The sequence below is a fragment of the Paramylibacter ulvae genome (assembly GCF_014652655.1).
GTDB classification, from domain to species: domain Bacteria; phylum Pseudomonadota; class Alphaproteobacteria; order Rhodobacterales; family Rhodobacteraceae; genus Amylibacter; species Amylibacter ulvae.
On record NZ_BMZF01000001.1, the window covers coordinates 572,835 to 599,401 of the forward strand.

The following is a 26,567-nucleotide window of genomic DNA, read 5'->3' on the forward strand; positions in this document are numbered from 1 at the left end:
TTTCTAATTTGCGATGAGGTCAACCAACCAAAAGCTCAGCACTGGAAAAGACACGAGAATTACGATGCGTGTAAATTCTGCTGCGATAAATGGTATGGTGCCACGAAAAATTTCGGTCATGCGTATTTCAGGTGCCATCGCGGATATCACGAATAAATTCATCCCAACCGGTGGCGTTATTAACCCAAGCTCAACCACCACCAAAGAAATGATACCAAACCACATGGCCTGTTGTTCCGGCTGCAACCCAAAATCAAGCGCCATAATCGTTGGGAAAAACACAGGCACGGTTAACAAGATCATTGACAGGCTGTCCATCAAACACCCCATCACCAGATAAAACACGATGATGGCGATCATAACCGCCATTGGGGAAATACCAGAGCCGCTAATAAATGCGGCCGTCTCCATCGGCATTCGGCTCAGCGCAAGCGCTACGTTGAATATGTCCGCACCAAACACAATCGCAAATATCATCGCGGTGGAACCCGCAGTATCAATAAGGCTACTCATTACTGTGTTGACTGTTAAGCCACCTTTAATAACACCCATAATCAAGGTTAAAACCACCCCAACAGCGGCACCTTGGGATGGGGTGAAAAAGCCACCATAAATGCCGCCTAAAACAACGACAAAAATAACAACAACATGCCAAATATCGCCCAGTGATCGTATCCGTTCTGCGAAACTGGCTTTTTGGCTGGTTGGACCTTCTTCGGGATATAATCGCACATAAATTGATATTGCGATCATAAAACCGATAACGGCCAAAATACCGGGGATCGTCGCCGCAAGGAACAATTTTACAATGTTTTGTTCCGTCAATAGGGCGTAAATAATTAAAACAACCGATGGTGGAATGAGAATTCCAAGCGTGCCACCAGCAGCCAACGAACCCGATGACAATGCCCCCGAAAATCCATGTTTTTTCATTTCGGGCAACGCCACGCGCGCCATGGTTGATGCGGTTGCCAACGACGATCCAGATATTGAACCAAACAATGCACACCCAGCAACAGAGGCCATTGCCAAACCGCCGCGAAGATGCCCGATCCATGCCCGTGCGGCACCAAAGATAGACGCGGAAATTCCTGAATGTGTTGCCAGATGACCCATCAAAATAAACAGTGGGACAACAGCGAGATCGTACGACATGAATTTATCAACCCAAGCCGTTGATAAATATGCCTTAAGACTGGAAAATGAACTAAGCTGTACATAACCAAATGCGCCCACCAAACCCATCGCCAGCGCAATCGGAACACGCATAAAAATTAAGATGAACAAAGCGATCACCAACAAGACCGCAAGTGTGAAGGGATCCATTAATTTAACTCCGCACGGAAAACTTTGGGAAGGACAATGAACATCCCCATACAAGCGGCGACAACTGCAGATAGCCCCGTTCCAATCACTGCCGGAATGTAAACCCACCAGACGGGTGCCTGAAGCAACATTGTCTTGTCGCCATAGGTATGGATTTCATCCAGTCCAATACATAAACGCCAAAACAAAAATGCCCAACCAATTGCGAAAATGAGCATCCACAATCCATCTATTCGTTCAGACGTCGCTGGGGGTATCCAACCCGTGAAAACATCAACCATTACATGGCCGCGATTCAATTGACACAATGGCAGGAACAGCGATGCACACGTCGCACAAGCAAGTTCCACCAATTCGAATTCACCACGAATGCCGCCGAATCCAAGATTGCTCATAACAACCGATAGGGTCACGAAAAACGCAGCCGCGAAAATGATGATTCCACCCAACCCCGCCATTCCAAGACAAACACGGTGTAGTAAGCGATACATTGGGGATTTTTCCCAATGTATCTGCTTATTGTTTGTGCTGCTGCGCATCGATTAACCCGCGTCAAGCAGTTCGTTGGCGCGCGCCATGATCGCGGCCCCATCATGGCCTGCGTCATTCAGTTTTTCAATCCACGCAGCGTGGATCGGGTCGGCTGCTTCGCGCCATCTGGCAATTTCCTCTGCGGGGATCTCCACGATTTCATTGCCTTGTTTTTCGACCATTGATTTACCAAACGCTTCGAACGCATCGAATTGTTTACCAATGCGTTGTGACAATGCAGCACCCGACGCGGCATCAATCACTCCGCGCAGATCATCCGACATTTCGTTGTATTTCGCTTCGTTCATCAACAATGAGAATGTATTGCCATATAGGCCGCGCGCAGCGGGCGCAGGTGCGGCGCTGAAGGATGTTAATTCTTGCAATTTGAACGCTGGCACCACTTCGTAGGGTAAACAACACCCATCAATCACACCGTTCGAAAGGCCAACCACCATATCGGTCACGGGGAAAAATACAACCTCGGCACCCAGAGCTGTTAACATGTCCCCTGTGGCTTGATTTGGTGCGCGAAGCTTGAGCCCCTGTAAATCTGACTGGCTTAGCACGGGCGCATCGCGCGTGTGCAACTTACCACCATCATGAGTATGAAAAGCGAGTGGCTTCACACCTGGGTAATCATTTTGGCCAAATTCATCCATTAGCTGATGTAACGCCACAGACGATTTTTCTGCGTTTGTTGTCATGAATGGGTTTGACATAGTTTCAGCAACCAAAAAACGACCCGGTGTGTAAACAGGCAACGTCCAAGCGATATCACAAATACCCTGGCGCACTTGGTCGGCTAGTTGCGGTGGCTTGCCACCAAGCTGCATCGCTGGAAAAATCTGAACATCGATCGCACCATTTGATGCCTCTGCAATTTCCCCAGCCCAAACTTCAAAAAACTTCGAATGCATTGGTGCCACTGGTGGCAAAAAATGATGCAATCGAAGCGTTACTTCTGCTGCGTTTGCGCGTGAAACAAATGCAGGTGCAGCCAACGCGGCCCCAAGTGCGGTCATTGCTGTACGTCGTGTCAATTTGGTCATTTCGTTTCCTCCCTGAAATTTAACTGACGGTTTCTTAATTCTATGTGTTAACGAAAAACGGGTGTTCGTTTTTCAAGAAACGCTTTCAATCCTTCTTCGGCATCTGCGCTGGTTTGCGATACCGCTGCGGCAAGGCTTTCGGTAAACAAACCATCGGCTTGCGACATGTCTGAAATACGACTGATTGCCTGAATCATCATGTAATTTGAAAGACTCGCATTTTTAGCAATTTTCTGCGCCAGCTTGCGCGCCATTGGCAATGCTTCTCCCGCTTCCACATCATAATGCGTCAATCCTAATGCGAAGCCTTCTTTCGAATTGAACTTGCGCCCAGTCAACATCATTTCACACATACGATCTGCACCCAATATGCGCCCGATGCGCACCGTCGCGCCACCACCCACAAAGATTCCGCGCCGCCCTTCGGGCAGTTGAAAAATCGTTGATGGCTCGGCGATACGTACATGCGTAGAAGCTGCCAATTCCAATCCCCCACCAATGACCGCACCATACATCGCAGAAATCACAGGTAATCCAGAACGTTGAATTTGATCCATCACACGGTGCCAATTTCGTGAGTGTCGCATCGTGCCTTCTGCATCGCGTTGGACATGTTCGGACAGATCCAATCCTGAACAAAAATGCCCCTCAGTTCCCGTAAGGATAACAGCGCGCACCCCTTCTGGCGGATACGAAAAAAATTTGTCGATCTGTTCCAGCAATGCATCACACATCGCGTTTCGCTTTGCAGGACGGTTCATTGTGAGCGTCGCAACTGGGCCATCGATTTCAACCAACAGAACGTTATCGACTTGATCCGTGTTTGAATTTGGTTTTTTTTCAGACATCGTTATTCCTTATTTTATCGGCATGCGCGCTGCGCCATCCAATCGAATTACCGAGCCATTCAACATTGCATTTTCAACAATGCTTTGAACCATTTGCGCATATTCTTCGGCATTGCCCATGCGCGATGGGAACGGAACAGCTTTTAATATTTCAGCGCGAATATCGTCGGGAAGCCCCGCGCTCATCGCGGTTTCAAAAAGACCCGGTGCGATTGTCATAACACGAATGCCAAATCGGGCTAGCTCTCGCGCAGCTGGCAATGTCATAGATGCAACACCGCCCTTTGACGCAGAATACGCCGCCTGTCCAATTTGCCCGTCTTCGTAAGCAACGGATGACGTATTGATAATAATCCCACGTGATCCATCGGCGTCAATCGGCTCTGCGGATGCCATCGCACGCGCGGCAATATTCATCACCGTGTAGGTGCCAAGCAAATTGACCTTGATCGCCTGTGCGAATGAATCAATGCTTAAACTGCCATCACGCGGTAAAATACGCGCAGCCGTTCCAATCCCAGCACAGGACACCACAACGCGCGCAATGCCGAATGTCTTTTCGACTTGGGCAAATGCAGCTTCTACGGCCACAGCATCGGAAACATCGGCCGCTAAACCAATGCCGTCAATTTCCTTGGCCGTTGCTTGTGCAGCGTCAAGTGACAGATCAATACAGCCAACCTTTGCCCCGGCCGCCGCTAATCTTTGCGCGGTTGCTGCACCCAAGCCGCTTCCTGCACCTGTAACAACAACTGTTTGCCCATCTAGAATCATAACCATCCTCCTCCATATAGTGTTCGTAAAAATAATTGTTATGTCAATGAACAATTATTTTACAGGCCATCCTTGATCATCGCACAGAGCCAAGATTAGCGGATTAGTGTTTCATTTTTTCTGGATAAATGCCAACGCATGACGACGGCGCAACCGCATGATGTTGACCAAAGTACCGACTATTGCACAAAGTTAATTGCGTTCTTTCTCGGCACTGCGCAGCATTTCGACAAACACAGTAACTTTGGCGGGGCGAAACTTTGACACTGGAAGCACCGCAAAGATACCGCCCTCGGCTAGCGACCAATCTGGCAAAACATGTAGCAACTCGCCGCGCTGCAATTGCTCGTGAACCAAATAGTCCGGAAGGATGGCGAGCCCCGCCCCGTCTTTTACGGCCTGTAAAATCGCACCGGCACTGTCGATGCAAAGGCCACCATTCAATTTGACAGAAACAGATTGCGCATCGTCGTTTTCAAAGTTCCAATTCATTGGGTCAGATAGTGCTTTGTTTGCAATAAAATCTACATTTCTTAATTCAGTGGGATGATTGATACGTCCAAGCTGTTCAACTCGGTCTGCCGCCCCTACGAGAATTTGTCGAAAACGCCTGATTTTGCGTACGCGCAGGGTTGAATCGCGCAACCAACCGACACGGATAGCCAAATCAAGATCACCCGCCATCAGATCGCTATGCCCGTCATTCAGGTATAGCTCGACCTTACAATCAGGGTATCGGCTACGAAATGCGGCGACAACTGGCGTTATAATGGCAATTCCGTAATCGTTAGGAGCCGTTATTCGCAAGGTGCCCGCGGGCATCTGTGTTCGTTCCGAGATTTGGTTAAAGGCATCATCGGCCTCATGCAGAATAGATGCACAAGCGATGTAAAACGCCTGCCCTGCTTCGGTCGCGCTGACTTTGCGCGTGTTACGCACCAACAGCGTTGTCTGCAATTCCTGTTCCAACTGTGTCACCTGCGAGCTGACCACGGCCTTGGTCACCCCCAAACGCACGCCTGCATTTGTAAAAGAGCCAGTTTCCACCACAGCAGCAAAATAGGCCAGTCGATTCAGATTACGCGATTTTGGCATATACGGTTGTTAGCCTTTGGCAAACACAGTGTCAAAAAGGTTTGTCTTATCATGTGAAATAAAAACGCGCATATACCAAACAAGGAGACAGAACATGACACAAACCATCACACTACGTTACTTATTCGATCCGCTGTGCGGCTGGTGTTACGGCGCCTCGCGCTCGGTAACTCAACTTGCAAAACACCCTGCCATTGACCTGCGACCGATGCCAACGGGGCTGTTTGCTGGCTCTGAGGCACGCCCGATGGCAGGCTTTGCCGCCCAAGCTTGGGCCAACGATCAGCGTATCGCCAAGTTAAGCGGTCGGGTATTTAGCGAAGAGTATCACCGCAATGTGCTTGGCGACACGGATGCATCCTTGGATTCAACTGTTGCAACCCGCGCCGTCATTTCCACCGCAGAGATCGCGCCATCGCGTGTGATCGAAGTGCTCGCCACCATTCAATCCGCTCGCTACGTAGACGGCAAGGATGTGACCTCGGCCGCTGTGGTTTCCGATCTTCTGACAAAAATGGATTTGGAAGATGCAGGTGCGCGGGTCATTGCCGCAGATGATGACCTTTTGCACGCAGTTGATGTCAGAACTGACGCCGCACGCCAACTTATGTCTCGCTTCGGACAGCAAGGCGTCCCCGCCTTAATCGCAACAATTAACGGCACACAAAGCGTTTTGGACTCAGGTGTCCTCTACGCAGGAATTGACAGGGTTTTGACTACTCTGAACTTAACATAACCAACTGAACAAAAGGATTAAAAACATGAACCGCAGAACTGCACTAAAAGTAACCGCCGCTGGCGCGTTGACCTCTGCTCTACCTCTTCGCATGGCATTCGCAGACGATCAGGGCTTGAACTGGGCCCACTTCCCCGCTGGCGAAAACGGTTTTTACCGCGCGCCGACTCTGATCTCTGGCCCAACAGAAGCTGTGCTAATTGATGGAGGCTTTACTCTTGCCGATGGTCAGGCGTTGTCCAACACTATCAAAGCCACTGGTAAAAAATTGACCACGATCTACATCAGTCAGAGCGATCCTGATTTCTATTTCAGCTTGCGCCCCATTGTTGATGCCTTTCCACAGGTGCGGATCATTGCAGCCAGCGAAACCGTTGCTGCGATTCAAGCGAATGTTGCCAAAAAGGTCGAAACATGGAGCCCGCAGCTTGGCGAAAATGGCCCACAAACAGTTGACGATGTTGTTTTTGCACAGGCAGACGATAGCAACAGCTTGAACGTCGATGGGTATGCAATCGACATCGTGCCAGCCGATGGTTTGGCCAACCGGCGCTATCTATGGAGCGACGACCTGCAAGCCGTTTTTGGTGGCGTCATGGTCTTTTCAAACACACATGTCTGGGTCGCGGACACCCAAACCAAAGAAGAACGCGCCGCGTGGATCGCCAATCTGGACGCCATCATTGCGCGAAAACCTAAGGTTGTTGTCCCTGGCCATATGACAACGGATGCGCCCATGGGGTTGGAAGCAGTCACCTTTACCAAAGCTTATCTTCTCGCGATTGAGGAAGAACTGGAAAAGGCCAATACGTCTGAAGAGCTGATCGCAGCGATGCAAGCACGCTATCCCGATCTGGGCATGGACATTGCGATTTCTATCGGCGCCAAGGTTCTGACAGGCGAGATGAAATGGGGCTAACCTAACCCATCTACGCCATAGGGGGCGGTAGCAAACAGCATATTGGAGAGAGCGGCGGCCCTGTTGTCGCTCTCTCGCGTTTTCAAACACTGTTAAATTAGTTGCACACATTACGAATGTTGACGCGAATTGTTCAAATAGATGCGCATCGAAGCTTTGTGCGACGAACCCAAATCTATTGTTTCCTATCAATGCTGTATAATCGTCAGCACTAGTCAAACATGCCCCACGGCACATCAACCACTGCCGGCGTCGCTGTTCACTTAAAATTCCATTACAGTTACTCTCGTTCCTACATGTCAATTGCCAAGCTAAAAAAGTGGGTCTTTGCATGATAAGCCCGTTAAGAAAGCGTAGTATTTGGCCCAAGCGGCGCTCATAGGCTGTGGGTTTGTTGTAACTGGTTGGCGGTGTTTTTTGCCGAAAACTTTGTGATACATTTAGTTGCAATCAACCATGTAACATGTTAGTTGGAATTGGCGATAAACCAACTCATTCGCGCCGCAAGGAGACACTATATGCAACCAATTGAACAGCCAAAGTCGTTGATGGAAGTGACGACGGGTAAAATCCGCGATGCAATTGTTTCTGGTGAATTGTCGTTGGGATCCAAATTATCCGAGCAACGCCTTGCAGATATGCTCGGCATCAGTCGCTCACCGGTAAGAGACGCGCTCGCTGCATTGCAAATCGAGGGGCTTGTAAATGTTTCACCCAAACGCGGATCGTTTGTGTTTACACCCGACATGCGTGATGTTGATGAGCTGTGCGAACATCGCACAATCCTCGAAATTGCCGCAATTCGCATGGGGATGGATCGCAATTATGATAAACTTATCAAAAGTTTAGAAGAGTCTTGTGATGCGATGCAACGCGCGTTGGATAAACCAAACCCAAAGAATTATTCGATTGCGGATGACCAATTCCACAAGTTCATCCTTGATGCGTCGGGCAACCGTTCGATCATAAAATCTTACAACCATACAATCAGTCGCGCCAAAGCATTACGCACGCATCTGTTCACGATATTTGATGAAAATACTGACCGCTCGATGGGTGAACATATTCAAATTCTCGAGGCATGTCGCAACAAGGATTCCGATCTGGCGACAACGCTTATTGCAAAACATATCGAACATCTCGCAACAGCATTCCGTATCGGTCACTCCAATCAACCAACGGATACATCGACGTAACCACGTTGCGCTGTAAAAAATTTAAGACACTCAAATATACGTCGTGTTCGACGTTCCAATTATTCCAAGGAAACGACAATGTCAGATAAGAAAGAATATATGCACCAATCAATCGCACAGGCGGTGCGCGATCATGGTGTTGATATCATGTTTGGGTTGGTGGGTGATGCAAATCTTTTCATGGCAAACCACTTTGTGAACGGATGCGGGGGAAAACTTGTTCCAGCAGCCCACGAAGGCGGGTCAGTTTTGATGGCGCTCGCCTACACGCAGAGCGCTGGTAAAATCGGCGTTGCAACAGTGACACAAGGCCCTGGCCTGACCAATTGTTTTACAGCACTTCGCGAAGGTGTGGTTGCACGTCGTCCCATGATCCTCTTGTGTGGTGATACCCCTGTCACGGCTGCGTTTCACCCACAAAACATTGATCAGCGCGAAGTTGTCAAAGCTACGGGTGCTGGTTTCGAACAGGTGCAATCACCCCAAACAGCCGCGCGCGATGTCGCGAATGCGTTTTTTCGGGCACATAAAGAACGCCGCCCAATTGTTGTGAACATCCCGTCAGATTTCATGTGGGCCGAAGTTGAACATCAATCGGTCGTATTCCCCCGACCAAGTGTTGCTGGTGTGATTACCGAGGGCACGGTTCACGAAGAGGCAATTGGCATGATTGCCTCTGCTAAACGTCCCCTAATTCTTGCGGGGTCAGGCGCTGTTGCAGCCAAGGAAAATTTGATCGCTCTGTCTGAACGGATGGAGGCACCACTCGCCACCACATTGAAAGGCACCGGATTATTCGCGGGCCACCCCAATAACATTGGGTATTTTGGCACGCTGAGTACAGCAGAGGCATATGATGTCATTGGTGCCGCCGATTGCGTTATCGTATTTGGCGCATGGATGCATTTTTTGACGACAGATCGTGGCGAATTGCTGAAAGGCAAGCGCGTCATTCAAGTGAACAACAATCCATCAGACATCGGAACATTCTATCAACCCGATGCTGTCCTGATTGCTGACGCGGCAAAAACAGCAGACAATATAATTTATTGGCTGGACGAAGCCGAAATTCAACCAACAGGATTTTCCACCGAGCTCCCCGCGCATAATATCGCCACACACCCCAAAGGCGACCCAAACAAGGCCAAACCTGGGTTCATTAATTTTGAATATGCGCTGGATCGTTTGAATGAAACATTGCCAAAAGATCGCATTATGTTGACCGATGGCGGACGTTTTATTACCGAAGTCTGGTGTCGCGTGGATGTGCCAGACCCCAAAAGTTTTCACATGAGCGATAATTTCGCGGCCATTGGGCAAGGCATGCAACAAGCGATTGGCGCAGCCCACGGCGCCCCTACCCGTCCTGTTGTTCTGTTTACAGGTGACGGCGGTTTCATGATGGGTGGTATGAACGAATTTAACACGGCGGTGCGAACCAACTGCGATTTGATTGTGATTGTCTGCAACGATTCCGCGTATGGTGCGGAGCACATTCAAATGATTGATCGACAAATGGACCCTGCATTGACAGAATTCCAATGGCCCTCTTTTGCCAAAGTCGCCCAATCTCTTGGCGGGCAAGCTGTCGAAGTGACATCGCCTTATGAACTGGAGACAGCGATCGAAGCCATCAAAAACCGCAAAGGCCCAATTATGGTCGAACTGAAACTGGATGCAAACAACGTTCCACGCATGCGGATGTAATGGTCTCAGCAAGTCGTGCATAACCGCGACTTGCTGTTTAAAATGTTACCGTGCTCGCCGTTTACGCAAGTCGTTCTGCGAGTGGGCTTTCATCCATATGCGCTGTTAATTGTGCGATCAAACGCAATGAAAGAATGGATTTTTGTTCGGCGTAGCGGGGATCATCCCACAGGTTGCAGGTTTCGTTTGGATCGTTTTTCAAATCATACAACTCACCCCAGTCTTCAACACCATAGGTCGTGAAGCGCCAGTCGTGATTGCACAGCGAACGCACGCGCGCAGGCGGATTAAAGCCAAGTCGTGAACCGCTGTCATTATATTCAATGTAGATATCATCACGGTGTTCAGCATCAGAAGATAAGCATTGTCGAAAGCTACGCCCTTGCATACCGTTAAACGCAAGCAGGCCTGCCCGATCAAGGATTGTGGCGGGAATGTCGATGGTCGATGCCAAAGCCGAGGAACGATGCCCGCCCTGCGCATTTGGTTCTGACCAGATCATCGGAACACGGGTTACAGAACGCATTGGCAATGCCCCCTTTAGCAGCATACCAAAATCGCCAAGGTAATCACCATGATCAGAGGTGAATACAATCACCGTGTTATCTGCCTGTCCAGTTTCATCCAGCGCCGCAACAATACGGCCAACCTGATCGTCAATCATGGTAATCATACCAGCGCTAAGCGCCATTGCCTCGCGAATGTGTTGCGGTTCGGTGCGAAACGCGACCTGTTTGTTGGGGGCTTGTTGCCCCTTTTCCCAAAGATCATTTAAATATTTCATCGGCGGCGATGGGTTTTGATGCGCCTCATAGGGCAGATCAACTTGGAACTGTTCAGGCGCGTACATATCCCAATATTTTCCAGGTGGATTAAATGGGTGATGCGGATCGGGAAACGATACAAAGGCAAAGAACGGGTCGGCCTTTTTTGCTGTATTCCCCAAATATTCAATCGCCTTATCCGCGATCCATGTCGTCGGGTAAAATTCTTCTGGAATGGGCGTGCGATATGCCTGCGGGCAGGTATAATCATGTGCGATCTCATTTACCGGATCACAAAGTTCCTGCCAATTCGGGCAATGTTCACGAAACCATTGCTGATAATGTCCGCCACAACGATCACCATGCCCCGTCACCATATCGACCTGTTGAAAACCGTAATATGGCAATTTCAATTCATAAGAATTGGCCGCACTATAATTGACTGGCTGTTCTTCGATGTAAGCAGAATGGTCGGGCTTCCATGCCTCTGGTATCGGGCGGCCATCCGTTTCCCCTGCTCGATCTGATGGCATATCAAGAAACGGTTGAAGATGACTCTTGCCGATCGAGGCCGTTTGATATCCTGCCGTCGCCAGCACATCCACAAAGGTATTCGCCCGTTCGCTCAGCGCCAGACCATTATGGCGTAATCCGTGTACGCTTGGCATACGCCCCGTCATCAATGACGCCCTGTTTGGCATACAAATTGGCGCTGCGACGTGAAAATTTTCAAACACAGCACCCTTGGCCGCGATCGCATCGATATTCGGTGTTTTTACAACCGGATGCCCCATACAACCGAGCCAATCGGCGCGATGCTGATCGGTGATAACGAACAAAAAATTGGGACGTTTCGTCATTGAGAATTTCCCTTACCGTTTAGTGCTGTTTCAATGGGAAAGCAAAACGGGGACATCCGTTTTGTTGATCACATCCGTGGTAACGCCGCCAAACACATCTTGGCTAAACTTGCTATGCTCGAACGCGCCCATCACCACAAGTTTCGCACAAATTTCCTCGGCGACGGACAATATTGTTTTGGCAATTGTGCCCCCCTTCGACATGAGGATAAAATTAGCCTCAATTCCATGGCGTTCCAAATTTCGAAGAAGAGCATCCGTACCGGCAATCCGCTTTGTTCCAACGGTCAGAACCGTTACTTTCGCCTTTTCCTCTAATGTTGACATGGCATCACCAATCGCACGCGCAGACGAGCGTTTACCGTCCCAAGCGACAAGCGCATGTTCCGCCAAACGATCCGCGTGATATCCATCGGGTACGACCAAAACTGGACGACCACTTTGCAGCGCGATCAAATCTGGGTTCGCAGACATGTGTTCTTCGTCAACGGTATAGGAATGCGTGCCAGTCACAATCAGATCGAAAGAGCGTGCAAATTCCGATAACGATATGCCGTTCTCTTCGCTGAGGTCGACGAATTCAGATCGCTGTTCCAGACCTGCCTCTTTGGTAATTTCATGAAATCTTTGAGAGACATCCTGAATTTTACCTTTCTCCGCCTCAAAAAAAGTTTCCAAATACCGTTTGGGAACACGTCCTCTTAATGTGCGTTCAAGATCACTCTGGCTATGCGCAAGAACACCCGTAATCCAAGCATTTCGTTGTTGGGCTAAATGGAGCGCATAGCGCAAACCACTGCCCCGTGAAGCATCGCCACTATAGGCGCTTAATATGCATTTTACCGACATTGGACGATCCTTTGAAATGTGTTTCCCGTTTATGATGACCCTAATCAGAGGCTTCTTGCGCGCCTTTGCGCAAAAACCAGACCACCGAAATCACCGAAAGAACCAAAAGCAGGACAGCAACAGGGCTTCTAAGAATTTGAGTAAGATCGCCATTGGTTAGCGCCAAGGACTGAGCGATGGATTTTTCAAACCGTGGGCCGAGGAAAAATGCAATGATGAAAATCACCAGTGAATATCCAAAGCTGGCCATCAAGTAACCGATCACCGCAAAAATCAGCATGATTGAAACACCGAACAGGCCGCTGGTCGCCATAGCAACCCCCACGAAACAGAGCAAAAGTGCCGACGAAAATATGATCGATTCAGGTGCAGAAACGACCTTGACCCACAGACGCAAGCCAAGTTGCCCAACCCAAAGGTTTACGAAATTTGCCATGATCATTGCACCAAACAAACCATAGACCAACCGCCCCTGATTTTCGAACAAAAGTGGGCCCGGCTGCATTCCGTGGATCATAAAGGCACTGATAATCAATGCCGCACCAACACTGCCGGGAATGCCCAATGTCAGTAGCGGAATAAGATTGGACCCAACAACAGCAGAGTTGGCAGATTCCGATGCGGCGATCCCATGAATATTTCCTTTGCCAAAACTGCTTGGATCTTTGGAGGATGCTTTCGTCATCGCATAAGACATAAAGGCAGCGGCGGTTGAACCGATACCAGGAAGCGCGCCCAAAATAGTGCCGATTATCGCACCGCGCAGCATCGTATAACGGCACGACCAATATTCAGCCCATGTGACTCGCTGATCATCAGGGTTTCCTGTTTCTTTGGCGATGATGGCCGGCCGCATGTTGCCGTGCGCCTCGGACATGCGATGTAGAATTTCAGAAATGGCCAACATGCCAATCGCAACGGAAGGTAAAGCGAGCCCATTAAACAGATCCCAATAACCAAAGATTAAGCGCGGCGTGAAATTCTCGGGATCTTGTCCGATTGATGCAGCCAGCAAACCCAGCATCGCCGCAATGATCCCCTTGGTCAAAGAGTTGCCAATCAAACCTGCAAGAACAGAAAAGGCAAAGATCATTAGAGCAACGATTTCGATGGGCCCCATTTTTAAGGCTAGTACCGCCAATGGCGCAGAGACAGTGATCAAAACAATGTCGCTGAACGTGTCACCAGTCACCGACGAAAACAGCGCCATTTTGGTGGCTTTCAATGGTTTACCCTGCTTTGCCAACGGATAACCATCCATCGCGGTGGCCGCTGCATCAGGTGTGCCTGGGGTGTTCATCAAAACTGCGGGGACCGCCCCCCCGACCAGTCCGCCTTTGTTCACGCCAACAAGAAAGGCAATCGCAGGCAACGGATCAAGACCAAAGGTAAATGGTATCGCAATTGCCATTGCCATGATCGGGCCAATGCCCGGAACGGCACCAACAAATTGTCCCAAAACCACACCAAATAAGACGAAAGCCAAGTTATACAGCGAAAAAGCGTCTCCGAAACCTGCGAGAATTGTTTGAAAATCTACCATGATCTTGGTCCTTTATGGTAATGCGCGGCCGAGCACATGGGTGACAAGAAACCAAATGATCAACGGCATTCCGACAACACCTAAAACCAACCAATGGGGACGACGTTCGCCAATCAACCACATAATGGCAAAGGCCAGAACGGGCGCGACATATTCAAACCCAAACAGCGACATCGCATATATGCCAGCAGCCAACAAAGCAACGTAGAGGAATGTTTTTGCAATAAGACTTGGATTTCGCACTTCAAAATCCGTGGGCTTTAACATCAATATTGCACCACAAAGCGCGAGGACCATTGAAATGAGATTAGGCATTGTCGCTGGCGCAATATTACCCTCGTCAACAGATTCAACAAAGTTGGGAATAACAAAAAAATACATCGTTAGCCCGAAAAACAGGAAAAACGCGCCCGAAACGCGATCAGCACTTAAATCCATATCGTCCTCCAACCATTTGCGAAAACTGCCCCGTCAACACGCTTGCGGGGCAGTTGTTATTTATTCCGCGAACAGGATCTGTGCCGCCGCCAGACCATCCGTCATCATTTTATGTGCGCCCTCAGGGCCCATATTGATCGGAGCACCTTTTACCGCATTTTGAACGATTTCGGCAATTTCGTCGGATTTGACGGCTTCATCAATTGCAGCAGCGATTGCGGCAACTGCGGCGGGGTCCGTGCCTTTGGTCATCGCAAGGAAAAACACTGGATCAACAAATACGCCAAGACCGTTATCCACAAATGTTTTCACATCAGGTGCATAAGTCAAGCGTTCCTGATTAGCACCAGCAATAACCTTCATATCGCCTGACTCAAGATAGGGGAAATGCTCACCAGATCCAAAACCGGCAAGAACCTGTCCGCCGAGGATCAGCTTCATCACCTCTGCGCCGCCATCTGCTGTCACCAAATTAAAATCAGCACCTGTCTGTTTGGAAGTTGATTTCATCATCAAAACCTGTGGCGGTGCCATTGTCGCAACTGGCAATTGCCCTTGTTCCTTGGCATAGGCGATCATCCCCTCCAAATCGTCAAACGGGGCATCTTTGCCAGCGACCAACGCTAGCTCTGCCTTTGCGATTGTGCCAAGATAATCAAAACTATCTTGGTCAAACGGCAATTGATCACCACGCTGCACAAGCTGAACCAGCACAGGAATACTTACTCCCATACCAACAGTTGTTCCATTCGCAGGCATTTGCGACAGCGACGTGAACATCGCAACGCCACCCCCACCCGGCTTGTTTTCAACAACAACATTCCAACCCGTGTTATCCTTAATCACTTTACCAAGAACGCGGCCCATCGTATCTGTAGAGCCACCAGCACCAAAGCCGATTTGGATCTTCAGCGGCCCATCAGGTGCCCAGTCTTGGGCAAATGCCGGCGCTGTAATTGCCATTGCAGCGGTGGCCGCGAGCGCAAGTAGTTTAGATTTAAGTTTCATTTTGGTTTCCTCCCTATGAAATTTTGCTTTCGTTTACTTTAATTTTTCAAGTGCCAGACGCTTAACCGCCCCATCGCGAAGCCCAGCGACTTGGTTAAGAATTGCGGTTGAATCGACAAAAATATTCGGCTCGCCATCTTGGCGCGCGGCGAGTTTTAAGCGGTTTTCGTCCAAACCCGCTGAAAATCCATGCGTGGTTAAGTGTACCTCTACAGGATTATCGTGCGCTTCGATCATCTGACGCACACGATCGACGCTTTCTATATATGCCTCAACCTGACTGGCGCCTTCGATTGCATTGAGACCAAGACCGCCAATGGTAATGGCACGATAAGTTTGATCATTATCATGAACATCGTAAGTATAAGAGGCTGTTCCCCATGTATGACCCGGGGTCTCGATCACAGAAAATGTGTTATTACCAACTGTAATCTCGTCGCCATCGGATACAATCATTTCAGGTGCAATCATATCCCAAGCGCGCGGACTGCCTTGCGATTTGGCCGAAGAAGCCGCTGCTTCATCCCAGCCTTTTTGTGTCATCACAAATGTCGCGTTGGGCAACAACGGTTTCAATGAAATCGCGCCGCCAACATGATCAAAATGCCCGTGGGTCATCAAAACATATTTTATATCGGCCAGATCAGTGCCTGTTTGCTTGATCTTTTCAACGATCATTTTTCGAAACGGCCCATAAAGCGTATCAATTAACACCACACCATCATCGGTATGCACCAACCACGCCGAAACCCAACAAGCGCCAACATAGTCAACATTGTCGAACGGTTTCCACGGTTCAACATTTTGATCAGCAGGTGTGTTGAGCCATTTCCCCAAATCTGCGGGCATTTTACCAGTTTTACCAAATTCAGCAAAGCGCTGCAGGATCGGACCCGAAGGACAACCGTCAAATAACGATTTGGCAGACGCAGTTCCTGTCATGCTCATGGCGATCAACGCGGATGCATGGGCGACATTCCTTATCACCTTCAAAGTAATTTCCATATCCTCTCCTCTCAAAATACCCTCGTATCGCGTCCTCAATCGGTATGTTTTCTGTCACTCCGTGGGTATTAACTTACCTGGGTTCATAATGTTTTTTGGATCCAACACTGTTTTAATTTGCCGCATCACGGCGATCTGAGTCGCCTCTTTTAACTTGCGCATCACATCTAACTTGCTCTGACCAATTCCGTGTTCAGCACTGAACGATCCGTTGAGTTCCGTCAAAAGTGTGAAAACCATTTCTTTGGCGGTATCTAGCGGCAACTCTTCCCAATCGCGGCCTTCAGCAGCGGATAGCGCATAGTGTAAATTACCATCCCCAAGATGCCCGACAGTCAAAGGTTGAAAACCGAGTTTTGCCATCTTCGCATCCATTTCGCCGACAAAGCAAGCAATCTGGGAAAGCGGGAGAGAAATATCCAAATGATATGCAGGGCCTGCCTCTGTGATGGCCTCAAGAATTGACTCGCGCATTTTCCAAAGATCCGCGCGCTGTTGCTCTGATTGCGCAAGCATGGCATCCAGCACAACCCCCTCTTCCATCAATACACTCAATAACTCCATAACCTCCAGCTCCAGACAGATGCTGCCATCTTCCATCACTTTGGCATCATGGGGCCGTGAAGAAGCGACTTCGACAAGAATTCCGTTCTCTGCTGGCGTATCTAAAGGGGTGCGAATATCAGGGAAAACTTTGCAAATAACGTCCACGGCTGGTTTTGGCATGAATTCGAATGCTTCAACACAACCACCCGTGTGGTCTTGCAGACGATTCAACACCGTGATTGCGTCATCCAATTCACCAACGGACAAAAATGCAGTCGATCGCGCGGTCGGCATAGGGAAAAGTTTGAACACCGCCGCAGTGATAATCCCCAATGTTCCTTCGGCCCCGATCAAAAGATCTTTTAAATCGTAACCCGTGTTGTCTTTGCGAAGTCCCGTCATGGTATTTATCACGGTTCCATCTGGCATAACCGCCTCAACCCCAAGGCATAATTCGCGCGCATTGCCGTACCGCAAAACATTTGATCCACCTGCATTTGTCGCTAGGTTCCCGCCAATGGTACAGCTTCCTTTTGCACCAAACACCAAGGGAAAGATAAGATCGTTATTTTCTGCTTCGGCATGTAATGCTTCGAGCACGGTACCTGCTTCGGCAACCACCGTTCGGCCTGCGACGTCAAAGGAACGAACCGCATTCATTCGCGTCAACGAAACAACAACAGAGGGTTGCCCATTTATGGGAACACCGCCGCCACACAAACCCGTCCGCCCCCCTTGGGGAACAATTGCGATATTTTCGGCACTGCACAGTCCAACAATCTTTGAAACTTCGCTTGTCGTTTTGGGACGTACAACAGCAAGAGCAGATGAATGATAGGCTGATGTCCAATCTTGGACATACGCAGCAACATCATCAAGTTGAGTCAAAACATTTGCTTCGCCAACGACCGCCGCAAGCGCATCGACGAACGGTGAAACGTCAACGTTCAGAATGACTTCGTTCAATTCATGCCCTCCACCGAGTTAAGTTTTGTTGCCGTCACGATTGATTTTTGGAATCTCAAATCTACCATGCAACATGGCAGATAAAGAAGTCAAGAAGTATGTAACATGTTACTTTGGGGTGAAGCTTTGATAAACAAAACACGATTATTACGGATTGTGGTGATAGATAGCGTTACATCAAGGCGCTCTGTTGTATTCGTTCGGTGCGCGTATCAATCGATTGAGGTCATCGCCAATCGCGTATCACGGGCAAATTTATCGCATAGATCGGAGATCTGTTTGAACTTGGCACCTTTGAAAAACATTCGTTCACGGATCTGGGGCACGAGAAAACCGCCCGCCATGGGATACACTTTAAATGAGCCACTTTTGGGCAGGTGTTTATACTATCGTGACACAAAAATACTGTCACCGTCTGGCTGAATTGTCAGGTCGGATTTGTTCGACATTTCCAAAATTTGTCTGGCGTTTATTAGATCGTTAGCTTCCGCGCGAACTTTAGCTTCGCTTAATGTGTAGCCGTGGGCAATCCACCGCTCGATCAATCGCTGATTTAGAATATCAGTTGGTATTTCGACGAAAATGCTAAAATCCAAAAAATCCATCAGCTCGCGCCAAACTGGCGCATCAAGTAGAAGATAATTACCCTCCAACACAGCAATATCGCAATGTGGTTCTATCGTCCCACCTTGCACGATAGTTTTGTCTTGGCCGCGATCAAAAATTGGATAAGTAACCCGTTTTTCAATTGAGAGTTCCTTGACCAGGTTGAGAAACCGCGTCGCATCGAAGGTCTCGGGCGCGCCCTTACGATCGAGTAAATTTAGCTGTTTCAATGCGGTGTTATCAAGGTGAAAACCATCCATCGGGACAACCTGAGCCTTGTGCCCGCCATCATTCAATGATCGGGAAAGAGCGGCTGCAATTGTCGATTTGCCAGATGCTGGTGGTCCGGCTATCGCAATCAGTTTTCTTAATGATTTACGGGGCGCAGCAAGAATAGGATCCAGCAACGCCTCTGCAATTTTATCGGGTGAGATCAAGCGGTAATCTCTGCGGGCGGCTCTTTCGCGCCAGTCATGAATGCGACGGCATCCGACATCGTATAATCCTTTGGATCAATCGTACATAAACGCTTGCCCAGACGATGAACATGAATGCGATCTGCAACCTCAAACACATGCGGCATGTTATGACTGATCAGAATGATCGGTATACCCCGAGCCTTCACATCTTTCATCAACTCCAGCACTTTGCGGCTTTCTTTCACCCCAAGGGCGGCTGTTGGCTCGTCCATGATGATGAATTTCGTCGCGAATGCGGCGGCACGGGCAACTGCGACACCTTGGCGTTGACCACCAGAAAGTGTTTCAACGGGTTGCTTGATTGACTGAACCGTCATCAAACCTAGCTCGGTCAATTTTTCACGCGCAAAGGTCTCCATCGCGGGTTTGTCCAACATGCGCAGGAATTTCCCTAAGAAGCCCTCTTTGCGAATTTCGCGACCAGTAAACATATTGTCGGCAATAGACAACGCTGGCGAAAGCGCAAGGTTCTGATACACGATCTCGATCCCCATATCGCGGGCATCAATCGGAGAGGTAAAGTTAACCTTTTTTCCCTCGATCAGAATTTCACCCTCATCCGGAATTGTCGCCCCACAGATCGCTTTTACAATCGAGGATTTGCCCGCTCCGTTGTCGCCGATAACTGCTAAAATCTCGCCGGGATATAGTTCGAAATCGGAATGATCGATTGCGGTGACGTGGCCATAGCGCTTCACGATGCCGCTTGCTTTTACAACTGGATTAGTCATTACGCAGATACCCTTCTGATCCATTGGTCGATAGCGACCGCGATGATAATGAGCCAACCGATAGCAAAGACTTGCCACAATACATCGACACCTGACAGGCGAAGACCCGAGCGGAACACACCAACAATCAGAGCGCCAAATAACGCCCCCATGATCGAGCCACGCCCACCAAAGAGCGAGATGCCCCCGATAACCACGGCAGTAATACTGTCCAAGTTCCCCTCGTAAAATGATTGCGGAGAGATCGAACCAACCCGTCCGATTGACGCCCAGCCCGCAAATGCGCAAACCAAACCAGCCAAACCATAGACCGACAACAATGTACGATCGGTACGAATGCCAGACATTTCGGCCGCTTCTTTGTCATCGCCAATCGCGTAAACGTGGCGGCCCCAAGCCGTTTTGTTCAACATGTACCACAGTACAACAAAGACCAGCACCATCAGGATGGCACTGAATGTTATGCGGGCCCCACCGATGTTGAACGACTGCCCGAAAAACTTCAAGAAAGACGCATTCGCATCGATGTCCTGACCACGGATAGATTGTGCGCCAGACAACCAAAGCAACAGTGCATAAAAAATCGACCACGTGCCCAATGTCGTAATGAACGGTGGCAGCTTGATTTTGGTGATAAACCAACCGTTCATCAGACCTGCACCAACACCACCGGCCATACCCGTTAGGATTGCGAGACCAGAAGGTACGCCCATGAACACGGCTAGATTTCCCATGACAACGGACATCAACACCATGATCGCCGCAACCGACAGATCGATACCAGCAGTGATAATAATCAATGATTGAGCCGCCGCAAGAATGCCGATGATCGACACTTGCTGAAGGATAAGGCTTAGATTAAACGCGGAAAAAAACTTGCTTCCTGCAATGAAACCGAATGCGATCAAACTGATGACCAGCACGATAACGGGTACCAATGTTGGATTGTTGTGAAGTAGATGCTGAATACGGTTCAGCAAGCTTGTGTTTTTAACTTTGAACTGCGCCACTTCTTTGGCGCTTTGGTCCAAATTCTGTTCAAAGCTTTGACCTTCACTGGCCTTATCTGTTGCATCTGACATTTTGATCTCTCCTCTTAGCAAGGTAATTCGAACTATGCTAAACTGTCAAAGGATTGGCCCAAGATTGTTCGGCCGAGCACGCGTGCCCGACCGACGACAACCGTTAGGAGATGGAGGTTACCCCCAACACTTATTCAGACCTTCTTCAGAGGTCAAAGAAGGAACGCCATCGACAGGCGCGTCTGTGATTAATTCAACCCCTGTGTTGAAGAAATCCAAACCTTCAGAGTTCTGAGGCTTCGTACCATCGGCTGCGAATGCGCTAATCGCCTCGATGCCTTTGGATGCCATCAGCAATGGGAATTGCATGGAAGTGGCACCGATCACGCCGCCTGCAATGTCTTTCACACCAGGGCAACCACCATCAACAGAAACGATCAAAACGCCGTCCTCTTTGCCCGCTGCTTTCAATGCTTCGTATGCACCAGCTGCCGCAGGTTCGTTGATCGTGTAAACAAGATTGATTTCAGGATCAATTTGCAACAGGTTTTCCATCGCCTGGCGACCACCGTCTGGCGACCCATTCGTTACGTCGTTTCCGACGATGCGTGGATCATCCTCGTCACCGATGTCTGTAGGGTCTTTGATGTCGATACCAAAGCCTTGCAAGAAACCGTTGTCACGTTGGTAATCAACAGAGATTTCAGATGCGTTCAGGTCCAACAACGCGATTTTTGCGTTTGCAGCATCTGCGCCCATTTTTGCCTTGGCCCATTGACCAATCAAAACACCCGCTTTGAAGTTATCTGTGGCGAATGTGGCATCTGCTGTATCTGCGGGTTCGAATGCTGTATCCAATGCGATCACCAAAAGCCCTGCTTCGCGTGCTTGTGTTACGACAGGCGCCAATGCGCGGCTGTCGGTTGGTGTAATCAAAATACCCTTAGCGCCGGATGCAATGCATGTTTCCACCGCGGCGACTTGTGTTTCAACATCACCGTCATATTTGCCCGCAAAAGTAGACAAATTAATGCCGTTTGCTGCCGCACCTTCTAATGCGCCCTCTTTCATTTTAACAAAGAAAGGGTTGGTGTCTGTTTTTGTGATTAGGCACGCACCTGTTTCGGCGAATGCAGTTGTGCCCATTGTGGCCAATGCGATTGCAGTTGTTGCAAATAGTTTTTTCATGGTGTCCTCCCTATGAACTACGTTTTATCGAACGGGCCTCCCGGAACCCGAGCCTGCAAACAATTCTTGCAAGTTGGATATTAAAAAACTCTATTCCGCGCGCCCTGTCAATATATAAATAAAGTTTATTTATTAATTATGATTGCCTTATTTATAAGGCGCATGTAAGAGTTTATTTTGATATGATGGATGGTACAAAAGGTTTGGAAATAACAGGTGGCGTGAATCAAAGTGGGGTTCGCGACCATAATGAACGCTTGATTCTGTCCATGCTTAAACACCGTGGCCCGATGCCTGGCGCCGACATCGCGCGCCGCTCTGGGTTATCACCACAGACAGCTTCAATCATCCTGCGCAAGTTAGAAAAAGATGGCATCCTTCGGCGTGGCGACCCCCTGCGCGGCAAGGTTGGAAAGCCCTCAATCCCGATGGAATTAAACCCAGAAGGTGTGTTTGCAATTGGCTTGAAAATCGGTCGCCGCTCTGCCGATTTGACCCTGATCGATTTTTCGGGACAGGTCCGACAGCAAATTCACACGACATACGACTATGCCCTACCCGATGCGATCTTTGGGTTTCTTAAATCTGGTCTCGCCAAAATACTGGATAATTGCACCGCCAAACAGCGCGGTCGAATTTGTGGCATTGGTATTGGCACCCCATTTGAACTATGGAAATGGCACGATCTGGTCGGGGATGCCGCCAACCGTTTTAAATCATGGAGAGACGTCGATTTCGCCGCAGAGGTATCGGCGTTCACCGATTTACCTGTTTTTGTTTTGAACGATGCAACTGCGGCCTGTCACGCAGAACACCTATATGGTCGCGGCATTAAATATCGCGATTACGCGTATTTTTATATCGGGTCCTTTGTTGGTGGTGGCGTCGTATTGAACGGCACCGTATTTGAGGGCAATCAAGGCAATGCTGGTGCTTTGGGTTCGATGAGAACCACCGGGCCGTTGGGGGAAAGCCAGCAATTAATAGACACAGCCTCTCTACATCTACTCGAAGCGCGATTGGTTGAAGCGGGTGTCGATCCAACAGTGCTGTGGCATAAGCCGCAGGATTGGTCGACACTTACCAATTATGTAGAACCTTGGATTGGTGAAACCGCGCAGGAACTGTCCAAAGCCACGCTATCGATCTGTTCTGTTCTCGATTTCGAAGCCATCATCATAGATGGCGCTTTCCCGTCTGATGTCCGCGATGAACTCGTAGCGCGCGTCAAACGTTATATTGTTAATCAAGACGTGCGTGGTTTGATTGCCCCAAATGTTGAACCTGGAAGCGTTGGCGAAAACGCGCGGGCGATTGGCGCTGCAACGGGTCCAATTTTTAGACAGTTTTTGCTCAATACGAATGCCGGTCTATCGGCGTAGCGGGTTCGCATTCACCCCATAAAACAGTGCATCAAATATCCACTCGAAGCTGAATTCGATGACGTAAAACATCACCCCTCTGCGCGTTTCAATCGAAACTATATGAATATCTATTTTCCGCCCTAAGCGAACATAAAATATTTATGGGGTCTGTATGCTTAACAATACATTGCACTGCGCCAAACAACTATTCACGACTTGCCTGTTTTCTTATTTCGTTCAACACAACAGGTGGAATTATCATCGTTGATTGATGTCGGGCACCATGGCCAAGGCGTGAAATTCGATGGTGGCGCGTATGTTTTGCATTTATCAGATTTTTCGTCCCTCTTACTAAACTCATAGTTCAGATATTGCACAGTTCAACTACGCCATTCCGTCGTTCAAACCGTAAACTCGCTTGGGGTATGGGCAACATTTTATTGCCATTATGTGTGTAACAACTCTGGCTTTGTTAATTCCACTTGGCAACGATGCTGTATCTGCGGTTCGCACCGTTGCATCGCGCCAAGTTTATCAAACAGACTAATTATGCCAAATCGTCTGGCAACACGTTTGTGGGAATATTTTGATAGCTGACTGGGCGCAAAAAGCGGCGAATTGACATTGTGCCAACCGATGTCGCCCCAAAATTGGTGGACGCGGGATATGGTCCTCCGTGAACCATTGCATCGCAAACCTCGACGCCCGTTGGGAAACCGTTCACCAAGATACGCCCCGCCTTGCGTTCCAAAATCGGCAAAAGTGCGCGCGCTTGATCGGCGTCGTCATCATTCATGTGAATAGTACAGGTCAACTGGCCTTGTAATGATTTTGCAATCGCGGCCATTTCCGTTGCATTCTTAACCGTCACAATCAATCCAAGTGGCCCGAACACCTCTTCGCTTAGATTATGATCGGCAAGCCAATCTGCCCCCGTGACTTGGAACAAATAGGGGCTGGCATTGCGTTGGTCACATGTGGATGTCAGCAAGGCTTGCACACCTGTGCCGGCTGCCACACGTTCGCTACCGTCGCGATATGCCTTGGCGATGCCATCGGTTAACATCACTTGTGGTGCGGATTCTGTTAATGCAGCGGTTGCCGCCTTGGCAAATTTTTCGCCATCCGATCCTTCGATAACCACGGCGATACCAGGATTTGTGCAGAACTGCCCTGCCCCCATGGTCAGGGATGCCGCCCAACCGTTACCCAAGTCTTGGGCACTGGATTTCATTTTTTCAGGCAACATAAACATCGGGTTGACCGATCCCAACTCGCCAAAGAATGGAATGGGTTCATCGCGTTGCGCACACAGATCAAACAGTGCGCGACCACCGCCCAGCGACCCTGTGAAACCAACCGCTTTTATCAATGGATGTTTCACCAATGATGCCCCGACCTCGCGTGTGCCCCCTTGGATCAGGCTAAACACACCGGGATGAACACCGGTTTTCTTGATAGCGGCATCAATGGCCTGTGCCACGATTTCACCCGTCCCTGGATGGGCTGAATGGCCCTTGACCACAACGGGACAACCTGCGGCCAATGCCGCCGCGGTATCGCCGCCAGCCGTTGAAAATGCCAATGGGAAATTTGATGCGCCAAACACCGCAACAGGCCCGATGGGGCGTTGCATCAAACGGATATCAGGGCGCGGAAGCGGTGCGCGATCTGGCAATGCACCATCAAAGCGGCGATCAAGATAATCGCCCGACAGGATATGCGTTGCAAACAAGCGTAGCTGACCCGTGGTCCGCCCACGTTCACCTTGCAATCGTGCCTCTGGCAGGCCGGTTTCTTGGCTACCAATTGTTGTGAGTTCGTCGCCGCGCGCCTCAATCTCATCGGCAATTGCGTTTAAAAAACCGGCGCGGGTTTGGCGTGTGGAATAACCATAGGTCCAAAATGCTTCTTCGCCAGCCTGCGCTGCTCGGTCAACCAATTCAGGCGTGCCAACGCTGAAATCATGGATGTCACCATGTGCTGGTTCTGACTGAAATTTTTCGTCTGTAGCGATCCATTTTCCCGCTACCAGATGCTTGCCATTTAAGCTCATGATGTTTTCCTGTGATAAAAGTCGTAGTGTTTTGAATTTTCCCCTCGCGGATGCAAAATACCCGCGAAGGATCTAAATCGTCATAGATTTCAAGCAATGCTTGTTTATGAAAACAACATGCCGCCGTTGATATCGATATTTGCACCCGTGATGAATGATGCATCATCAGAGGCAAGATAAACCAATGCTTTGGCCACCTCTTGTGATGTGCCTTCACGTTTCAATGGCGTGATGTTTGCAACATGTGTGCGCACTTCTGGTTTTGTGAAAATGTTGTGGAAATCTGTATCAATCATACCCGCACACAATGCATTCACGCGTGTTTTTGGCCCCAGTTCTTTGGCCAAACCACGTGTCAGGGTCATCATCGCGCCCTTTGCCGCGCCATATGCCAATGCACCTGGTCCACCGCCATCGCGCCCGGCTTGTGATGCCATGGAAACGATTGACGAACCATCTGTCATATGTGGCAATGCCTCGCGTACCGCCAAAACAAATGATGTTAAATTCACATCCATTACCGCATTCCAATGATCCACGGTCATTTCATTCATTGTCACGCGTTTCAACAAACCACCGCTGACGTGAATCAATGTATCAACTTGGCCATATTCAGCGACGGTTTTTGCAACCAATGCTTTTACGTCCGCTTCCTTGGTCATGTCACCTTGCATTGCAAACGCGTTGCCGCCTGCTGCCTTGATTTCTGCAACAGCGGAGTCAGCGCCATCTGCGCTTGCGAAATAGTTGATTGCAACATTTGCGCCCTGCGCTGCCAGTTCCATCACTGCGGCACGACCAATATCGCGGCCACCACCAGTAACAATCGCTGTTTTACCTTTGAAATTCATCATCTCTTCCTTTGATTTTGGCAACGTCTAGGTTGCCTTGAATGAGTATCGAATGCCTCATCTGCGCTGGATGATCGACATGTTTTTGACCTCGAAAACCGGTGTTC

Annotated in this window: 24 protein-coding genes; 5 read left to right on the forward strand and 19 right to left on the reverse strand. The window is 49.3% G+C overall.

Annotated features, from left to right (window positions below; translation table 11 throughout):
• Nucleotides 1–3 precede the first annotated feature (3 nt).
• The 6 genes from IE094_RS02820 to IE094_RS02845 all read right to left on the reverse strand — a co-directional run bounded on the left by IE094_RS02820 (nucleotide 4) and on the right by IE094_RS02845 (nucleotide 5,626).
• A complete protein-coding gene (locus IE094_RS02820; RefSeq protein WP_189639041.1) occupies nucleotides 4–1,326 on the reverse strand; it encodes a TRAP transporter large permease in 1,323 nt (440 codons plus the stop codon).
• A complete protein-coding gene (locus IE094_RS02825) occupies nucleotides 1,326–1,817 on the reverse strand; it encodes a TRAP transporter small permease (RefSeq protein ID WP_229801973.1) in 492 nt (163 codons plus the stop codon). Before IE094_RS02825 ends, IE094_RS02820 begins: the two co-directional genes overlap by 1 nt.
• Before the next feature lie 51 nt (nucleotides 1,818–1,868).
• The gene (locus IE094_RS02830; RefSeq protein ID WP_189639043.1) at nucleotides 1,869–2,909 is read right to left on the reverse strand and encodes a TRAP transporter substrate-binding protein; all 1,041 of its coding nucleotides are present in this window, start codon (nucleotides 2,907–2,909) and stop codon (nucleotides 1,869–1,871) included.
• Nucleotides 2,910–2,956: 47 nt separating this feature from the next.
• Nucleotides 2,957–3,757, reverse strand: a complete 801-nt coding sequence (locus IE094_RS02835; protein ID WP_189639044.1) for a crotonase/enoyl-CoA hydratase family protein — start codon at nucleotides 3,755–3,757, stop codon at nucleotides 2,957–2,959.
• A 9-nt stretch (nucleotides 3,758–3,766) separates the two neighbouring features.
• Entirely contained in the window at nucleotides 3,767–4,531 is a 765-nt protein-coding gene (locus IE094_RS02840; protein ID WP_189639425.1) for an SDR family NAD(P)-dependent oxidoreductase, read from the reverse strand.
• Between the two features lie 192 nt (nucleotides 4,532–4,723).
• The gene (locus IE094_RS02845; protein ID WP_189639045.1) at nucleotides 4,724–5,626 is read right to left on the reverse strand and encodes a LysR family transcriptional regulator; all 903 of its coding nucleotides are present in this window, start codon (nucleotides 5,624–5,626) and stop codon (nucleotides 4,724–4,726) included.
• A 94-nt stretch (nucleotides 5,627–5,720) separates the two neighbouring features.
• On the opposite strand from IE094_RS02845, the gene IE094_RS02850 reads away from it, so the two are divergent.
• From IE094_RS02850 to IE094_RS02865, 4 genes are all read left to right on the forward strand, one after another.
• The gene (locus tag IE094_RS02850) at nucleotides 5,721–6,362 is read left to right on the forward strand and encodes a DsbA family protein (protein ID WP_189639046.1); all 642 of its coding nucleotides are present in this window, start codon (nucleotides 5,721–5,723) and stop codon (nucleotides 6,360–6,362) included.
• 25 nt (nucleotides 6,363–6,387) lie between these two features.
• Complete coding sequence (locus tag IE094_RS02855) at nucleotides 6,388–7,281, forward strand: MBL fold metallo-hydrolase (protein WP_189639047.1); 894 nt, start codon at nucleotides 6,388–6,390, stop codon at nucleotides 7,279–7,281.
• Nucleotides 7,282–7,799: 518 nt separating this feature from the next.
• A complete protein-coding gene (locus IE094_RS02860; RefSeq protein ID WP_189639048.1) occupies nucleotides 7,800–8,477 on the forward strand; it encodes a GntR family transcriptional regulator in 678 nt (225 codons plus the stop codon).
• A 78-nt stretch (nucleotides 8,478–8,555) separates the two neighbouring features.
• On the forward strand, nucleotides 8,556–10,184 hold the full coding sequence (locus IE094_RS02865) for a thiamine pyrophosphate-binding protein (protein WP_189639049.1): 1,629 nt from the start codon (nucleotides 8,556–8,558) through the stop codon (nucleotides 10,182–10,184).
• A gap of 61 nt (nucleotides 10,185–10,245) precedes the next feature.
• Here the strand turns inward: IE094_RS02865 and IE094_RS02870 are convergent, their stop codons facing one another.
• The 11 genes from IE094_RS02870 to IE094_RS02920 all read right to left on the reverse strand — a co-directional run bounded on the left by IE094_RS02870 (nucleotide 10,246) and on the right by IE094_RS02920 (nucleotide 22,189).
• Nucleotides 10,246–11,808, reverse strand: coding sequence for a sulfatase family protein (locus tag IE094_RS02870; RefSeq protein WP_189639050.1), 1,563 nt, complete (start codon nucleotides 11,806–11,808; stop codon nucleotides 10,246–10,248).
• Between the two features lie 30 nt (nucleotides 11,809–11,838).
• The gene (locus tag IE094_RS02875; protein WP_189639051.1) at nucleotides 11,839–12,657 is read right to left on the reverse strand and encodes a universal stress protein; all 819 of its coding nucleotides are present in this window, start codon (nucleotides 12,655–12,657) and stop codon (nucleotides 11,839–11,841) included.
• A 40-nt stretch (nucleotides 12,658–12,697) separates the two neighbouring features.
• Complete coding sequence (locus tag IE094_RS02880) at nucleotides 12,698–14,200, reverse strand: tripartite tricarboxylate transporter permease (protein WP_189639052.1); 1,503 nt, start codon at nucleotides 14,198–14,200, stop codon at nucleotides 12,698–12,700.
• 12 nt (nucleotides 14,201–14,212) lie between these two features.
• Nucleotides 14,213–14,638: a tripartite tricarboxylate transporter TctB family protein gene (locus tag IE094_RS02885; protein WP_189639053.1), complete on the reverse strand. Its 426-nt coding sequence runs from the start codon at nucleotides 14,636–14,638 to the stop codon at nucleotides 14,213–14,215.
• Nucleotides 14,639–14,698: 60 nt separating this feature from the next.
• On the reverse strand, nucleotides 14,699–15,646 hold the full coding sequence (locus IE094_RS02890; RefSeq protein WP_189639054.1) for a tripartite tricarboxylate transporter substrate-binding protein: 948 nt from the start codon (nucleotides 15,644–15,646) through the stop codon (nucleotides 14,699–14,701).
• Between the two features lie 33 nt (nucleotides 15,647–15,679).
• Nucleotides 15,680–16,651, reverse strand: a complete 972-nt coding sequence (locus IE094_RS02895) for an MBL fold metallo-hydrolase (RefSeq protein ID WP_229801974.1) — start codon at nucleotides 16,649–16,651, stop codon at nucleotides 15,680–15,682.
• A gap of 54 nt (nucleotides 16,652–16,705) precedes the next feature.
• Entirely contained in the window at nucleotides 16,706–18,163 is a 1,458-nt protein-coding gene (locus IE094_RS02900; RefSeq protein ID WP_189639055.1) for an FAD-binding oxidoreductase, read from the reverse strand.
• A gap of 386 nt (nucleotides 18,164–18,549) precedes the next feature.
• Complete coding sequence (locus IE094_RS02905; RefSeq protein ID WP_189639056.1) at nucleotides 18,550–19,206, reverse strand: nucleoside/nucleotide kinase family protein; 657 nt, start codon at nucleotides 19,204–19,206, stop codon at nucleotides 18,550–18,552.
• On the reverse strand, nucleotides 19,203–20,003 hold the full coding sequence (locus tag IE094_RS02910) for an ATP-binding cassette domain-containing protein (protein WP_189639057.1): 801 nt from the start codon (nucleotides 20,001–20,003) through the stop codon (nucleotides 19,203–19,205). The genes IE094_RS02905 and IE094_RS02910 overlap by 4 nt, the downstream gene beginning before the upstream one ends.
• Nucleotides 19,979–21,061, reverse strand: coding sequence for an ABC transporter permease (locus tag IE094_RS02915; RefSeq protein ID WP_189639058.1), 1,083 nt, complete (start codon nucleotides 21,059–21,061; stop codon nucleotides 19,979–19,981). Before IE094_RS02915 ends, IE094_RS02910 begins: the two co-directional genes overlap by 25 nt.
• 117 nt (nucleotides 21,062–21,178) lie before the next feature.
• On the reverse strand, nucleotides 21,179–22,189 hold the full coding sequence (locus IE094_RS02920; protein ID WP_189639059.1) for a sugar ABC transporter substrate-binding protein: 1,011 nt from the start codon (nucleotides 22,187–22,189) through the stop codon (nucleotides 21,179–21,181).
• A gap of 185 nt (nucleotides 22,190–22,374) precedes the next feature.
• Between IE094_RS02920 and IE094_RS02925 the strand changes: the two genes are divergently transcribed.
• Nucleotides 22,375–23,571 carry an ROK family transcriptional regulator gene (locus IE094_RS02925; RefSeq protein WP_189639427.1) on the forward strand — a complete coding sequence of 399 codons (1,197 nt, stop codon included), beginning with the start codon at nucleotides 22,375–22,377 and terminating at the stop codon, nucleotides 23,569–23,571.
• Nucleotides 23,572–24,100: 529 nt separating this feature from the next.
• Here IE094_RS02925 and IE094_RS02930 read toward each other — a convergent pair.
• Together IE094_RS02930 and IE094_RS02935 are read right to left on the reverse strand one after the other, a co-directional pair.
• On the reverse strand, nucleotides 24,101–25,609 hold the full coding sequence (locus tag IE094_RS02930; RefSeq protein ID WP_189639060.1) for an aldehyde dehydrogenase (NADP(+)): 1,509 nt from the start codon (nucleotides 25,607–25,609) through the stop codon (nucleotides 24,101–24,103).
• A 104-nt stretch (nucleotides 25,610–25,713) separates the two neighbouring features.
• Nucleotides 25,714–26,463: an SDR family NAD(P)-dependent oxidoreductase gene (locus tag IE094_RS02935; RefSeq protein ID WP_229801977.1), complete on the reverse strand. Its 750-nt coding sequence runs from the start codon at nucleotides 26,461–26,463 to the stop codon at nucleotides 25,714–25,716.
• Nucleotides 26,464–26,567 lie beyond the last annotated feature (104 nt).

What these genes read in the sequence shown, in the direction of transcription:
- IE094_RS02820 (WP_189639041.1), bottom strand. Translation starts at nt 1,326, where the DNA reads ATGGATCCCTTCACACTTGCGGTCTTGTTGGTGATCGCTTTGTTCATC.
- IE094_RS02825 (WP_229801973.1), bottom strand. Translation starts at nt 1,817, where the DNA reads ATGTATCGCTTACTACACCGTGTTTGTCTTGGAATGGCGGGGTTGGGT.
- IE094_RS02830 (WP_189639043.1), bottom strand. Translation starts at nt 2,909, where the DNA reads ATGACCAAATTGACACGACGTACAGCAATGACCGCACTTGGGGCCGCG.
- IE094_RS02835 (WP_189639044.1), bottom strand. Translation starts at nt 3,757, where the DNA reads ATGTCTGAAAAAAAACCAAATTCAAACACGGATCAAGTCGATAACGTT.
- IE094_RS02840 (WP_189639425.1), bottom strand. Translation starts at nt 4,531, where the DNA reads ATGATTCTAGATGGGCAAACAGTTGTTGTTACAGGTGCAGGAAGCGGC.
- IE094_RS02845 (WP_189639045.1), bottom strand. Translation starts at nt 5,626, where the DNA reads ATGCCAAAATCGCGTAATCTGAATCGACTGGCCTATTTTGCTGCTGTG.
- IE094_RS02850 (WP_189639046.1), top strand. Translation starts at nt 5,721, where the DNA reads ATGACACAAACCATCACACTACGTTACTTATTCGATCCGCTGTGCGGC.
- IE094_RS02855 (WP_189639047.1), top strand. Translation starts at nt 6,388, where the DNA reads ATGAACCGCAGAACTGCACTAAAAGTAACCGCCGCTGGCGCGTTGACC.
- IE094_RS02860 (WP_189639048.1), top strand. Translation starts at nt 7,800, where the DNA reads ATGCAACCAATTGAACAGCCAAAGTCGTTGATGGAAGTGACGACGGGT.
- IE094_RS02865 (WP_189639049.1), top strand. Translation starts at nt 8,556, where the DNA reads ATGTCAGATAAGAAAGAATATATGCACCAATCAATCGCACAGGCGGTG.
- IE094_RS02870 (WP_189639050.1), bottom strand. Translation starts at nt 11,808, where the DNA reads ATGACGAAACGTCCCAATTTTTTGTTCGTTATCACCGATCAGCATCGC.
- IE094_RS02875 (WP_189639051.1), bottom strand. Translation starts at nt 12,657, where the DNA reads ATGTCGGTAAAATGCATATTAAGCGCCTATAGTGGCGATGCTTCACGG.
- IE094_RS02880 (WP_189639052.1), bottom strand. Translation starts at nt 14,200, where the DNA reads ATGGTAGATTTTCAAACAATTCTCGCAGGTTTCGGAGACGCTTTTTCG.
- IE094_RS02885 (WP_189639053.1), bottom strand. Translation starts at nt 14,638, where the DNA reads ATGGATTTAAGTGCTGATCGCGTTTCGGGCGCGTTTTTCCTGTTTTTC.
- IE094_RS02890 (WP_189639054.1), bottom strand. Translation starts at nt 15,646, where the DNA reads ATGAAACTTAAATCTAAACTACTTGCGCTCGCGGCCACCGCTGCAATG.
- IE094_RS02895 (WP_229801974.1), bottom strand. Translation starts at nt 16,651, where the DNA reads ATGGAAATTACTTTGAAGGTGATAAGGAATGTCGCCCATGCATCCGCG.
- IE094_RS02910 (WP_189639057.1), bottom strand. Translation starts at nt 20,003, where the DNA reads ATGGATCAGAAGGGTATCTGCGTAATGACTAATCCAGTTGTAAAAGCA.
- IE094_RS02915 (WP_189639058.1), bottom strand. Translation starts at nt 21,061, where the DNA reads ATGTCAGATGCAACAGATAAGGCCAGTGAAGGTCAAAGCTTTGAACAG.
- IE094_RS02920 (WP_189639059.1), bottom strand. Translation starts at nt 22,189, where the DNA reads ATGAAAAAACTATTTGCAACAACTGCAATCGCATTGGCCACAATGGGC.
- IE094_RS02925 (WP_189639427.1), top strand. Translation starts at nt 22,375, where the DNA reads ATGGATGGTACAAAAGGTTTGGAAATAACAGGTGGCGTGAATCAAAGT.
- IE094_RS02930 (WP_189639060.1), bottom strand. Translation starts at nt 25,609, where the DNA reads ATGAGCTTAAATGGCAAGCATCTGGTAGCGGGAAAATGGATCGCTACA.
- IE094_RS02935 (WP_229801977.1), bottom strand. Translation starts at nt 26,463, where the DNA reads ATGATGAATTTCAAAGGTAAAACAGCGATTGTTACTGGTGGTGGCCGC.